The sequence below is a fragment of the Pseudomonas gingeri genome (assembly GCF_013386165.1).
In the GTDB taxonomy this organism is placed as follows: Bacteria; Pseudomonadota; Gammaproteobacteria; order Pseudomonadales; family Pseudomonadaceae; genus Aquipseudomonas; species Aquipseudomonas gingeri_C.
In genome coordinates this window covers 308,743-321,276 of sequence record NZ_JACAOS010000016.1, presented here as the reverse complement: position 1 = coordinate 321,276, position 12,534 = coordinate 308,743, and the positions used below count along the sequence as shown (strand labels likewise).

At 58.1% G+C, this 12,534-nt stretch carries 13 protein-coding genes and 5 tRNA genes; 8 read left to right on the top strand and 10 right to left on the bottom strand.

Going from position 1 to position 12,534, the window contains the following annotated elements:
- Nucleotides 1–11 precede the first annotated feature (11 nt).
- From HX866_RS17840 to HX866_RS17825, 4 genes are all read right to left on the bottom strand, one after another.
- Nucleotides 12–87: transfer RNA gene (locus HX866_RS17840), tRNA-Thr, on the bottom strand.
- Between the two features lie 39 nt (nucleotides 88–126).
- Nucleotides 127–1,545 carry an O-antigen ligase family protein gene (locus HX866_RS17835; protein WP_256344946.1) on the bottom strand — a complete coding sequence of 473 codons (1,419 nt, stop codon included), beginning with the start codon at nucleotides 1,543–1,545 and terminating at the stop codon, nucleotides 127–129.
- 41 nt (nucleotides 1,546–1,586) lie between these two features.
- Nucleotides 1,587–3,233 (bottom strand): tetratricopeptide repeat protein, encoded by a 1,647-nt coding sequence (locus tag HX866_RS17830; RefSeq protein WP_177140174.1) that lies wholly within the window; start codon nucleotides 3,231–3,233, stop codon nucleotides 1,587–1,589.
- A 120-nt stretch (nucleotides 3,234–3,353) separates the two neighbouring features.
- Complete coding sequence (locus tag HX866_RS17825) at nucleotides 3,354–3,764, bottom strand: pilin (protein ID WP_177140173.1); 411 nt, start codon at nucleotides 3,762–3,764, stop codon at nucleotides 3,354–3,356.
- Nucleotides 3,765–3,991: 227 nt separating this feature from the next.
- Between HX866_RS17825 and pilB the strand changes: the two genes are divergently transcribed.
- Genes pilB through yacG form a run of 5 tightly spaced genes read left to right on the top strand, consistent with a single transcriptional unit; the run spans nucleotide 3,992 to nucleotide 8,612 of the window.
- A complete protein-coding gene (gene pilB / locus HX866_RS17820) occupies nucleotides 3,992–5,695 on the top strand; it encodes a type IV-A pilus assembly ATPase PilB (RefSeq protein ID WP_177140172.1) in 1,704 nt (567 codons plus the stop codon).
- Nucleotides 5,696–5,698: 3 nt separating this feature from the next.
- Nucleotides 5,699–6,916: a type II secretion system F family protein gene (locus HX866_RS17815; RefSeq protein ID WP_177140171.1), complete on the top strand. Its 1,218-nt coding sequence runs from the start codon at nucleotides 5,699–5,701 to the stop codon at nucleotides 6,914–6,916.
- A gap of 3 nt (nucleotides 6,917–6,919) precedes the next feature.
- Nucleotides 6,920–7,792 carry a prepilin peptidase gene (locus HX866_RS17810; RefSeq protein ID WP_177140170.1) on the top strand — a complete coding sequence of 291 codons (873 nt, stop codon included), beginning with the start codon at nucleotides 6,920–6,922 and terminating at the stop codon, nucleotides 7,790–7,792.
- Complete coding sequence (gene coaE / locus HX866_RS17805; protein WP_177140169.1) at nucleotides 7,789–8,412, top strand: dephospho-CoA kinase; 624 nt, start codon at nucleotides 7,789–7,791, stop codon at nucleotides 8,410–8,412. Before HX866_RS17810 ends, coaE begins: the two co-directional genes overlap by 4 nt.
- Nucleotides 8,409–8,612, top strand: coding sequence for a DNA gyrase inhibitor YacG (yacG, locus tag HX866_RS17800; RefSeq protein WP_177140168.1), 204 nt, complete (start codon nucleotides 8,409–8,411; stop codon nucleotides 8,610–8,612). Before coaE ends, yacG begins: the two co-directional genes overlap by 4 nt.
- A gap of 11 nt (nucleotides 8,613–8,623) precedes the next feature.
- Here yacG and HX866_RS17795 read toward each other — a convergent pair whose 3' ends face one another.
- Both HX866_RS17795 and HX866_RS17790 read right to left on the bottom strand, forming a co-directional pair.
- Nucleotides 8,624–8,839, bottom strand: a complete 216-nt coding sequence (locus tag HX866_RS17795) for a hypothetical protein (RefSeq protein WP_177125138.1) — start codon at nucleotides 8,837–8,839, stop codon at nucleotides 8,624–8,626.
- Between the two features lie 62 nt (nucleotides 8,840–8,901).
- Nucleotides 8,902–9,588: an energy-coupling factor ABC transporter permease gene (locus HX866_RS17790; protein ID WP_177096064.1), complete on the bottom strand. Its 687-nt coding sequence runs from the start codon at nucleotides 9,586–9,588 to the stop codon at nucleotides 8,902–8,904.
- Nucleotides 9,589–9,719: 131 nt separating this feature from the next.
- On the opposite strand from HX866_RS17790, the gene HX866_RS17785 reads away from it, so the two are divergent.
- The 3 genes from HX866_RS17785 (at nucleotide 9,720) to HX866_RS17775 (ending at nucleotide 11,952) form a co-directional block, all read left to right on the top strand.
- Nucleotides 9,720–10,349, top strand: coding sequence for a DUF1780 domain-containing protein (locus HX866_RS17785; protein ID WP_177096062.1), 630 nt, complete (start codon nucleotides 9,720–9,722; stop codon nucleotides 10,347–10,349).
- Between the two features lie 67 nt (nucleotides 10,350–10,416).
- Nucleotides 10,417–10,590 (top strand): DUF3094 family protein, encoded by a 174-nt coding sequence (locus HX866_RS17780; protein ID WP_100941192.1) that lies wholly within the window; start codon nucleotides 10,417–10,419, stop codon nucleotides 10,588–10,590.
- Nucleotides 10,591–10,653: 63 nt separating this feature from the next.
- Entirely contained in the window at nucleotides 10,654–11,952 is a 1,299-nt protein-coding gene (locus HX866_RS17775) for an NAD(P)/FAD-dependent oxidoreductase (RefSeq protein ID WP_177096060.1), read from the top strand.
- Nucleotides 11,953–12,118: 166 nt separating this feature from the next.
- Here HX866_RS17775 and HX866_RS17770 read toward each other — a convergent pair.
- The 4 genes from HX866_RS17770 to HX866_RS17755 all read right to left on the bottom strand — a co-directional run bounded on the left by HX866_RS17770 (nucleotide 12,119) and on the right by HX866_RS17755 (nucleotide 12,531).
- Nucleotides 12,119–12,195, bottom strand: a tRNA-Pro gene (locus tag HX866_RS17770).
- A 93-nt stretch (nucleotides 12,196–12,288) separates the two neighbouring features.
- Nucleotides 12,289–12,364 (bottom strand) — tRNA-Lys (locus HX866_RS17765).
- Nucleotides 12,365–12,369: 5 nt separating this feature from the next.
- Nucleotides 12,370–12,446: transfer RNA gene (locus HX866_RS17760), tRNA-Pro, on the bottom strand.
- Between the two features lie 9 nt (nucleotides 12,447–12,455).
- Nucleotides 12,456–12,531: transfer RNA gene (locus HX866_RS17755), tRNA-Asn, on the bottom strand.
- Nucleotides 12,532–12,534: the final 3 nt, after the last annotated feature.

Genomic DNA, 12,534 nt, shown 5'->3' with positions numbered 1-12,534 from the left:
GAAGAAAATCTTGGTGCCGGGGATAGGAATCGAACCTACGACCTTCGCGTTACGAGTGCGCTGCTCTACCGACTGAGCTACACCGGCGTGGCGCTAAAGCTAGCATCCGATGCCGGGGTGGGCAAGTTACTCGGGCTTGATCGCGATCACGCCCTGGGTCCAGAAACGTGGTTGATAATTACCACCATACTGCTGCTGGTAGCGTTTGTTGCGCTCGCCCAGGTGCGGGAGATCACGAATCACCACATAGACCAGGAGCAGCATCGCTGCGGTGCTGATACCTCGCCATGACCAGTGAAGGAGAGTGTCAGGGCTGGCGGGTTTACCCTTACAAACATGGATGCCCATTAACCAGCCGACCACCAACGCCAGCCAGACTTGGGAGTACGGCATCACGATCACGCCGTCCACCATGGACTGGGTCAAGGCACCGATCAGGCTGGCCAAAAGGCACAGGCGCAGCAGATCGGTCGGATCGTCGGAGGTCGAATGCTCGCGGACCAATCTGAAGGTCGCCCACAACCCTCGCCCGACCAAGCCCATGACCAGCAAGGTGGAAGGGATACCCCATTCACTGGCCCATTGCAGGATGGCCTGATGCGGGTGGGCAGCGATGGGGTTGTGGATATCGGAAAAATGCATGGGGCCAAAGCCGAGCCAGGGCCGTTCACGGATCATGTCCAAGGCTTGTTGCCAGAGTGGACCCCGGTCGGAGAGCGTGGTGGTCAGGCGTTCGCTCGCAGCGTTGCGTACCTCAATACCGAGATAGCCGGTGAGAACGCTGAATAGCAACCAGTAAAGCGTCACTCCCGTTACTGCAGCAAACAGTTGCCAGGTGACCCATCGTCTGCCGGATTGACCGCAGAGGCACAACACAAAGGCGGCAACGCCCATACCCAGCCAGGTGCCGCGAGTACCGCCACTGACTGCGATCAGCCACCAGAGGCTCAGGAGCAAAAAAATCCAGGTTTGAGATGAACGTCGGATGCTGGGTAACAGGAGCGGCAGGGCTAAAAGCGGCAAGGTGAAAGTCTGGAATTGGCCGTAGAAGCGTTTGTTGGAAAAACCGCTCAGAAGACCGTCTGCATTCAGTGTCCCTGTGCCTGCGGAAAAGGAACGAAACGCCAATGCCAGAAAATCAAAGCTCTTGAGAGCACAGATAAACACGACGAACAACATCAACACTCGATCAAGGGAGGCCCCACCTGCTCGCCGTGTACGAGCGAAGGCTTCAGCACAGCAACAAGAGGCTGCGATCAGGGCGATCTCTGTAAGTGACCAGAGAGGTTGGTGCGCATGGAAGGCCGAAAGAACTCCACCCACCAGGATCAGGCCGCAGACCAGAAGCACGGGCCTATCGACAAGACCAGACACGGAGGGTGTCCGGCAATAGAGAAGGAAAACCACTGCCGTACTGATAACGACGATCTGCCCAAAACGCTGGACCGTATGCCCGTCCAGGCCGTGTCCAAGGATCATCAGGGTCATGATGAGCAGTGTGGTTATCAGCCAAGCCTTGGTTCGCCCAGTCCAGGCAATCTCCATTATGACCTCGGAATCTCCATTTCAGGCAGTTTACAGACGGATCAGGCTTTCGGAGCCAACATCAAGAGAGGCTTGGGGTGTGCCCGGTCGCAGGCAAGCTGACTGCCCTCGCGACATCCAAGTTCAAGGTAACGTCGGGACTCGTCAGGTTGATCGAGGCTTTTCAACGCGTCTGCCATGCCGACGTAAGGGCTTGCATAACTGGGCCGGAGGCTTATGGCATGCTCAAATTCCAACTTAGCCTCTTCTGCCTTTCCACGCAAAAGAAAAATCTGGCCCCGTTGATAATGGGCATATTCATATTTCGGCTTCAGCGCGACGGTTTTATCAATGTTCTCCGACGCCAAATCAACGAACCCCTCATTGAGGTAGGCAATCCCCAGATTGTAATAAACCCGGTAACCGCCAAAGAGCCCCGGCTTGTCGCCCTGGTCTTCATAATATTGCACGGCTTCATTCCATACCAATACAGGTGCCGACAAGGTCATCAAACGATCATAGGAAAGCCCAAACAGGTAAAGTGCAAAAATAGGAGTCAAGGTGACCAGATAAATTTTCTTGAGTCGCCGCAACCCCAGCGCCAAGGCAATAAACAATCCTGGTATCCAGAGATAGCTGCGATACAGTACAAAAGGTTCCTGCAATCGGACTGAGACTAACTCCGTGGCAAACAGCACCCATGGGAATAGCAGCGCGAACCCCAGGAGACCTTTACTCGCCCCACGCAGCAGCAATATGAAGGCTGCCAAGCCATAGGCAACAAACGCCATCAGACCAGCCCAAGCCCACCAGACACCATATCCCAGAGGAAAAGGCACACGAAGATCAAGCGCCATGCTGCTCCCCTGAGGCAAGATCAGCGTTGAGAGGTACTTGAAGAAAAGCCCCATCTGATTGAGCACGCTCAACACATAAAGCGAACCATCCGGCTGGAAGGTCTCATCACTGAGCACCTCTTCAGTCTTGATCTCGTACGCATTCCCGATCACACCCTTGGACCAGAGCACAACTGACAGGGCAATAATCGCTTGAATCGCCAATACTGAAAAAATCTCCCGAGTCCCGAACGACTCAGGGAGTCGGCTACGGCGATGCAATACCCACAGTAGGAAGCATAACGCTGGCAGCATCACCGCATGCTCTTTGGCATACAAAGACAACAACATGCACAGGCAAGATGCCCAAAGAGCCCAACGTTTCCCGCAAAGCCCTTGCCAAAAAGCCCATAGCCCCAGCAGACCAAAAAGAGTGGCGCAGACGATCGTCCGCTGGATGAGGTAACCCTGGGTCAGAATAGCCAGCGGGTGTATGGCGAATAGAAAGGCAGCGATAAAGGCTGCTGTGTCAGCATTCAGAAAAAAAGACGTGCGCTGCTCCACACTACGCAGGAGTTGCCGAACAAAACCAAACAATACCAGTGCCGTGCAGCCGTGAAGAATCAGGTTCTCCGCCCGTAACAAGATGAGCTTGTCACTGAGGTAGACGATGGTAGCGGCGATGGAATCGTGTACCCACAGCCGTGGAGTCAGGCTAAACCCCTTGGATAACAACGCGGCGGGCCCACCCTCGCTGAAAAAGGCCTCATCGTCAAAAACCAGGGGATTATTCAGAAAGGAAAAACAAAGTATCAACAACAGACCAGCAGAGAGAACAGCCAGCAGCAAAAAAACCAATCGGCGCGAAACCATGGCGTTCCTATATTCAGTCTTTCAAACGCTCAGCGCTTATAAAAACCGGCATGCCTTGAAGGGGATGCCGGTTTAATTTCACTACGACAGGCCTTTAGGCCTCATGCATAACGACAAATATTACCTGCAGAAACCAGCTTGGACACAGCTACCGCCAACAGTCCAAGTAAGCCCAGCACCTACAGTAGCCACAGCGGGCGTAAGCGAGTAGGTATAACCGCCTGCAGCAGTCGTCGCAGTCATTGTGATAGTCCCGCCCGTAACCGTCATCGAAGATAGGCCTGTAGTCGCCGTCGTCAGAACCGCCGGCACACCATTTGAGCCCGCACTGCAGTTAGCGGCGATCATATTGTTCTCACCCATACAAACTGCCACAGCACTCTTGTATCCATCCGCAAGCGAAATGACCTCGGCAAAGCGGGCCTTTTGCGTATAGGTGTTATAGGCCGGCAACGCAATCGCCGCCAAAATACCGATGATCGCAACAACGATCATCAGTTCGATCAAGGTGAAACCCTTCTGAGCATTCATATTTCATCTCCAAACGTGAGCAAAGGCGTGATGACTCCTGTTAGGTGTTAGCACAGCCCGTGCCATAACCCAGCGCGCAGCCCAGTACCTGTTGAAATGCCCTTCCACGCTCGGAATGCTGCTTCAGAACAACAAAACCTGACATTTTTTGTCACCTACCCTCCCCCGATTTGGCACCATCGCCCGACTACGCTATAAGACTCCGACTGTTTGCGTTTGGTGCTCAAATGAACGATATCGCCCTTTCCGGTCTGGCCAAGCAATTGGTTGCCGCCGAGCTGATTACCGACAAAAACGCTCAGCAGGCGTATCAACAGGCCCAGCGCACTCGGGTATCCCTCGTCAGCTATCTGGTGCAGAACAAGCTGGTCAAAAGCCGCCAGGTCGCGGAAATCGCCTCGGAGCATTTCGGTGTCGCCCTGCTCGACCTGAGCTGCCTCGACAAGGAAAGCCAACCCAAAGGCCTGGTCAGTGAAAAGCTGATTCGCCAGCACCATGTGCTGCCACTCTGGCGGCGCGGTAATAAATTATTTGTCGGCATCTCCGACCCCAGTAATCATCAAGCGATTACCGACATCCAGTTCAGCACCGGGCTGACCACTGAAGCGATCCTGGTCGAAGATGACAAGCTTGCCGATGCCATCGACAAGTTTTTTGACAGTAACAGCAGCGGCTTTGAAGAGATGGGCGACGTCGACCTCGAAGGCCTGGATATCGAGTCGGTCGATGAGAACAAGAAGAACGAACAGATCGCCGGCCAGGATGCTGACGATGCCCCCGTCGTGCGTTTCGTCAACAAGATGTTGCTGGATGCAATCAAGGGCGGCTCCTCGGACCTGCACTTCGAGCCTTATGAAAAGGTCTACCGCGTTCGCCTGCGCACCGACGGCATCCTGCGCGAAGTCGCCAAACCGCCAATCCATCTCGCCAGCCGTATCGCTGCACGACTGAAAGTCATGGCCAGCATGGATATCTCCGAGCGCCGCAAGCCCCAGGACGGGCGCATCAAGATGCGTATCTCGAAGACCAAGGCCATCGACTTCCGGGTCAACACCCTGCCGACTCTGTGGGGCGAAAAGATCGTGATGCGGATCCTCGACCCGTCCAGTGCGCAGATGGGTATTGATGCACTCGGCTACGAGCCGGATCAGAAAGCACTCTATATGGCTGCTCTGAAACAGCCGCAGGGCATGATTCTGGTCACCGGCCCCACCGGCTCGGGTAAAACCGTTTCGCTCTACACTGGCCTGAATATCCTCAACACCGTGGACATCAATATCTCCACCGCCGAAGACCCGGTGGAAATCAACATGGAAGGCATCAACCAGGTCAACGTCAACCCGAAACAGGGCCTGGACTTTGCCCAAGCCCTACGTTCGTTCCTGCGCCAAGACCCGGATGTGATCATGGTCGGAGAGATCCGCGATCTGGAAACCGCAGAGATCGCCATCAAGGCCGCCCAGACCGGCCACATGGTCCTCTCCACCCTGCACACCAACAGCGCGGCAGAAACCCTGACCCGCCTGCACAACATGGGCATTCCCGGTTTCAATATCGCCACCTCGATAAACCTGATCATCGCCCAGCGACTGGCACGAAAACTCTGTGGCCATTGCAAGACGGAAATCGACGTCCCCGAAGAAGCCCTGATCAAGGAAGGCTTCCCAGCGGATAAAGTCGGCACCTTCAAGATCTACGAGCCCGTCGGTTGCGAACAATGCAATGGCGGCTACAAAGGCCGGATCGGGATCTACGAAGTGGTCAAGAACACCTCGGACCTGCAACGGCTGATCATGGCCGAAGGCAATTCCATCGAAATCGCCACCCAGATGCGCAAGGACGGCTTCAATGACCTGCGCACCTCAGGCCTGCAAAAAGCCATGCAAGGGCTGACCAGCCTGGAAGAAGTCAACCGTGTGACCAAGGACTAACCCATGGCGACCAAAGCAGTCAAAATCAGCGTTTATGCCTGGGAAGGGACCGACAAGAAAGGTAATAAAATGTCCGGTGAGCTCACCGGCCATAACCCGGCACTGGTCAAGGCACAGCTGCGCAAGCAAGGTATCAACCCGGGCAAAGTACGGAAAAAAAGCAACTCGGTCTTCAGCAAGGGTAAACGCATCAAGCCCTTGGACATTGCCCTGTTCACCCGCCAGATGGCGACGATGATGAAAGCGGGCGTGCCGTTGCTACTGTCCTTCGACATCATCGGCGAGGGTTTCGAGAACCCGAACATGCGCAAGCTGGTGGACGATATCAAGCAAGAGGTCGCCGCCGGCAACAGTTTTGCGACTTCGCTACGCAAGAAGCCGGAGTACTTTGACGATTTGTACTGCAATCTGGTCGACGCTGGCGAACAAGCCGGCGCCCTGGAAAGCCTGCTTGACCGAGTGGCCACGTACAAAGAAAAAACCGAGGCCCTGAAAGCCAAGATCAAGAAGGCAATGAACTACCCCATTGCCGTCGTGCTGGTAGCAATCATTGTTTCCGGGATCCTGCTGATCAAGGTTGTGCCGCAGTTCCAGGCAATCTTCAAGGGCTTTGGCGCGGAGCTTCCGGCCTTCACTCTGATGGTGATCGGGCTCTCCAACGTAGTGCAGGAGTGGTGGTGGATCATTATTCTGGCGCTGGTTGGAGGCATCTACTGCCTGAGGCGGGCGCACAAGACATCCGAGCGTTTTCGCAACTGGATAGACAGGACGCTACTGAAAATCCCGATCATCGGTCCGTTACTCTATAAATCCGCCGTGGCCCGCTACGCTCGCACACTGTCGACCACGTTCGCCGCAGGAGTACCACTGGTCGAAGCCCTTGACTCCGTAGCCGGCGCCACCGGCAATATCGTTTTCAAAAATGCAGTCCAGCGCATCAAGCAGGACGTCTCCACCGGCATGCAGTTGAACTTCTCCATGCGCAGTACCGGCGTGTTCCCCACCATGGCCATTCAGATGACCGCCATTGGAGAGGAGTCCGGAGCACTGGACGATATGCTCGACAAAGTGGCGAGCTACTACGAAACCGAAGTCGACAATATGGTCGACAGCCTCACCAGCCTTATGGAACCCATCATCATGTCGGTGCTCGGTGTGATCGTCGGCGGCCTGGTGATCGCCATGTACCTGCCCATCTTCAAGCTTGGACAAGTGGTTTAACCGATGCCCCTACCCGACCTCCTGGCCAGCCGCCCGCTGGCCTTTGTTTTTTTCGCCCTGCTTCTCGGCCTGATCGTCGGCAGCTTCCTCAATGTCGTGGTCTGGCGCCTGCCGAAAATGCTCCAACGCGACTGGCGCACCCAGGCCCATGAGGTGCTAGGCCTGCCCCAACCCGCGCCGGACCCGACCTACAACCTGCTACTGCCCCACTCCCATTGCCCACACTGCAATCACCAACTGCGCGCCTGGGAAAACCTGCCACTGATCAGCTACACCCTGCTGCGCGGCAAATGCTCCAGTTGCAAGGCCCCCATCAGCAAGCGTTACCCAATTACCGAACTGGCCTGCGGCCTGCTCTCGGCCTTTGTCGCCTGGCATTTCGGTTTTGGCTGGACGGCCGGCCTGATGCTGCTGCTGACCTGGGGTCTGCTGGCGATGAGCCTGATCGACGCCGATCACCAACTCCTGCCTGACGCCCTGGTCCTGCCGCTGCTCTGGCTCGGCCTGATCGCCAACCACTTCGGCCTCTTCACCAGCCTGGACGCGGCCCTGTGGGGCGCCGTGGCCGGCTACCTGAGCCTGTGGTCGGTTTACTGGGCGTTCAAACTGCTCACCGGCAAGGAAGGCATGGGCCACGGCGACTTCAAGCTGCTGGCGATGCTCGGTGCCTGGGGCGGCTGGCAGATCCTGCCGCTGACCATCCTGCTGTCATCCCTAGTAGGTGCCGTGCTCGGCCTGATTCTGTTGCGCCTGCGCAACGCCCAGACCTCGACCCCGATCCCTTTCGGTCCCTATCTGGCGATTGCCGGCTGGATTGCCTTGCTCTGGGGTGGTCAAATAACCGCTTCCTATCTGCAGTTTGCCGGTTTCAAATGACCACAGCCGTTTCAACACCCTGGATTCTCGGCCTTACCGGCGGCATCGGTAGCGGCAAGAGCGCAGCGGCCCAACACTTTACCGACCTCGGCATCCACACCGTGGACGCCGATCACGCCGCCCGCTGGGTGGTGGAACCGGGTCGCCCGGCGCTGGAAAAGATCGCCGAACACTTCGGCCCCGGCGTGCTGCAAGCCGACGGCCAACTGGACCGCGCGGCCCTGCGCACGCTGATCTTCGAAGACCCGGAACAACGCCGCTGGCTCGAAGCCCTGCTGCATCCGCTGATCGGTGCAGAGATCGCCAGCCACCTGGCTCGGGCACAATCGCCCTATGCGATCCTGGTGTCGCCGCTGTTGGTGGAATCGGGGCAATACAAGAACACCCAGCGCGTGCTGGTGATCGATGCCCCGCAAGCGTTGCAGATCCAACGCACCCAACAACGGGACCAGACCAGCGAACAACAGGTGCAGGCCATCCTCAAGGTCCAGGCCAGTCGCGAAGAACGCCTGCGCCATGCCGACGATGTGCTGGTCAACGACCGCGACCTGATATGGCTGAATAGCGAGGTCGAACGCCTGCATCACTTTTATCTGACTTTGCGTGGAGGCCAACCATGAGCCAACCCTTGACCGTTGAATGCCCGACCTGCGGCGCCCCCGTGGAATGGACCGCTGCCAATCTCCAGCGGCCGTTCTGCTCCGACCGCTGCAAGCTGATTGACCTCGGCGCCTGGGCTTCCGAGGAACACAAGATCCCCGTCAGCCCCGATGCCGAAGACGATCTGTTCTCGGACGATCTACCACCCCGCGCCCACTGATCACTGAAGGATCAGGGCCGCATAAAACCGTAGTCCTGATCGTCATCGAGGTTCTCGGCAAGAAATTGCAGTTCGTCAGCCAGATCCTCCGCACTGCGCACAGCCTTGCTCTGCTGTACCACCGCGCTGAGCAAGGCCCGCAGGCCCAGCCCCGGGTCAAATCCCTCGACTTGCGCCGCCTCCAGGCTGGCCCGCACTTCCTGACGCGCCCACTCGTACACACTCATGACCTTGCTCCCGTTTTTTTCCGCAGCATGGTCGCGCGCCGATCCGCCGTGGTTGACCCAGGTCAACGGGGCTCATTGTCCTTCCAGGGCGCCGACAGGTAGCGGGTGCGGTTGAAGGTTTCCAGCCACTCCGGACAGAACACCACCAACGCGCTGACCACCATGCCGTTGATAAAGGCTTCAGGAAAAATGATCAGCCACAGGTAACCGACAAAATCCTCCAACCACTCCGGCAGGGCGAAACGCTCGTCGAACCACAGCACGCCCAGGGTCGACAGCAGGCAGAGCAAGGCCGCCAGGGCCGCGGCGAAAAAGCCCGAGCAAAAGATATACACAAAGGGATTACGCGGCTGCGCCCGTTCCACCAGGATCGCGCAGACCTCCGTCACCAGCACGGGCAGCAGGATCAGCAAGGTGCCGTTGACGCCGAGCGCCGCCAGGTCCTGGCGCCCCAGCAGCACCAGGCCGAGCTGCGCCACCAGCGCACCGACAATCGCCAGCGGCCAGTCCAACAGCAGGGTCACTGCCGTCAGGCCGATAAAGTGATAGGAGACCCCGGTGTCGAAGTCGCGTCGCACCAGCCAGAGCAGGAACAGGGCGAAGACTGTCCCGAACAGCAGATGCTGGCGGCGACTGTCAGTGAACAGCTCGACCCAGGGCGAACGCCAGATCGCCCAGACCACCACCGGCAAATAGATCAGCCAGCCAATGACCAGGCTGGCCGGCGACAGCAGTTGCGCTCCGATCATAGAGACATCTCCCCCTCCGTGGACTCGATCACACTGGGTCCTGAAGTCTACACCGCCTTTTACAACACACTACGTCGACAAAAATTGCTCCGGACTTCCAGACCTTGCGGTTTCGACGCTAAGCTTGGGCCATGGACGACTCAGACTTTTTACGTTTGCTGACCATCCAGGCCGAGCAAGCCAACACGTTTCTTTCCAATGCCCGCAAATGGGAGCGTGAGCGTTGGGTCTGCCAACGCCTGCTGCAAGGGCTGAACATTGCCTATCGCACCGAGGACTTCCACCCCGCCGGGCAGGAGCCGCCGGATGTGCTGTTTCGCGACGCCTGCTTCGAGGTGTTTTTCGTCCTCGACGAAGGCCGGCGGCTCAACGATGAGTGGCGCGAAGAGTTGCAGCGCCGGCGCAGCGCCTTCTCCCTGAGCCAACTGGTGCGCCGCGAAGCCAAGCCCAGGCGCATTCCCGCCTCCGAGCTGCTCCAGCGACTGGCACCGACCCTGCGCAAGAAAGCCCACAACTACCAGGAGCGTGGGCTGGACCTGGGCGAACTGGACATCATCGCCTTCACCAGCCTCAAGCGCGAGGTGCTGGACCTCAACAGCCACTTCCCGCCCCCGACCGAATACCTGCGCCAGGGCTGGCGTTCACTGTCCCTGGTGGGGCCGACATTCGCCCGGGTACTGTTCGCCCACCCCGACGCCCCGGACTTCCTGCGGGGCAATCTGGGGCGCAGCATTGTTTTCGACGTCGGCATCAGTTTGTAAGCCCATGGCGAAATCACCGCGCCAGTGATACAAAGCACCTTAGTAACGTCTACCTGACGAGGCTCCCATGACCAGCCGCCTGAACCCCGACGACCAGCAGCATGTCGATCAGTACCTGCAGCTCCCCCAACACCAAGTCGAGCGCCGGCCTTTTCGGCCGTGGATGCTCCTGGTGGTGGTGCTCGCCGTGGTCATCGGCCTGGGCCTGTTGAGCCGTTTCCTGAGTTACCTGGTGCTATGAGCTGCCTCGCGCTCGCCCGGATAACGCAGGCACAGATTTCCTTTAGCCTTGCGAGATATCCCCATGAACCATCGTATCGTGATCGTCGGCGGCGGCGCCGGCGGCCTGGAACTAGCGACCCGCCTGGGTAAAACCCTGGGTAAACGCGGCATTGCCAGCGTCATGCTGGTCGACGCGAACCTGACCCATATCTGGAAACCCCTGCTGCACGAAGTAGCGGCCGGTTCCCTCAACTCTTCGGCCGACGAGCTCAACTATGTTGCCCAGGCGAAATGGAACCACTTCGAGTTCCAGCTGGGGCGCATGAGCGGGCTCGATCGTGAGCAGAAAAAGATCCAGCTGGCCGCCACCTACGACGAAAACGGCATAGAACTATTGCCTGCCCGTGAGTTGGGCTACGACTCACTGGTGATCGCGGTAGGCAGCACCACCAACGATTTCGGCACCCAGGGCGCGGCGCAACATTGCCTGTTCCTCGACACGCGCAAACAGGCCGAGCGCTTCCACCAGCAGTTGCTCAACCACTACCTGCGCGCCCATGCCGGACAAACCGATGCAGAGGAACAGATCAGCGTCGCCATCGTCGGTGCCGGTGCCACCGGCGTGGAGCTGGCGGCCGAACTGCATAACGCCGCCCACGAGCTGGCGGCCTATGGCCTGGATCGGATCAAGCCGGAAAACATGCATATCACCCTGATCGAGGCCGGCCCTCGCGTGTTGCCGGCCTTGCCGGAGCGTATCGGCGGACCGGTGCACAAGACCCTGGAAAAACTCGGGGTCCGGGTCATGACCAATTCGGCCGTGAGCGAAGTGACCGCGGACAACCTGGTGACCGCCGACGGTCAGGTGATTGCGGCGAGCCTCAAGGTCTGGGCTGCCGGGATTCGCGCACCGGGCTTTCTCAAGGACATCGATGGCCTGGAAACCAATCGGATCAACCAGCTCCAGGTGTTGCCGACACTGCAAACCACCCGCGACGAAAATATCTTCGCCTTCGGCGATTGCGCGGCCTGCCCACAGCCGGGCACCGACCGCAATGTGCCGCCACGGGCCCAGGCGGCCCACCAACAAGCGTCCTTGCTGGCCAAGTCGCTGAAACTGCGCATCGAAGGCAAGACCCTGCCGGAGTATCGCTATACCGACTACGGCTCGCTGATTTCGCTGTCGCGGTTTTCCGCCGTCGGCAACCTGATGGGTAACCTGACCGGTAGCGTGATGCTGGAAGGTTGGTTGGCGCGGATGTTCTACGTGTCGCTGTACCGGATGCACCAGATGGCGCTGTATGGCACCTTCCGCACCCTGATGCTGATGCTCGGCAGCCGGATCGGGCGCGGGACGGATCCGCGGTTGAAGTTGCACTGATAGCGGGCTTGCCAGCGAAGAAAAGGTCCTTGTGACCGCCAAATCTTCGTTGGCAAGCCAGCCCCCCCCACTAAGACCTGCGCCGCAGAGGCGCCCAGGGACATTGAAGCGCGGGGTAAAATACAGGCAAAAAAAAGCACCCTTTCGGGTGCTTTTTTTCTGAAGATGGTCGGGGTAAGGGGATTCGAACTCCTGACATCCTGCTCCCAAAGCAGGCGCGCTACCGGACTGCGCTATACCCCGGTAAAAAAAAGGCACCTTTGAAAGGCGCCTTCTGCGAACAGTGCTTTTGGCCTCTGTTCTTAAGATTTAATCCCAGCGAACTGGTTTCAAAAATGGTGGGTCGTGTGGGATTCGAACCTACGACCAATTGGTTAAAAGCCAACTGCTCTACCAACTGAGCTAACGACCCAAAAATGGTCGGGGTAAGGGGATTCGAACTCCTGACATCCTGCTCCCAAAGCAGGCGCGCTACCGGACTGCGCTATACCCCGATTTGAAATTGGCTCCGTGACCAGGACTCGAACCTGGGACCCAATGATTAACAGTCATTTGCTCTACCGACTGAGCTATCACGGAACT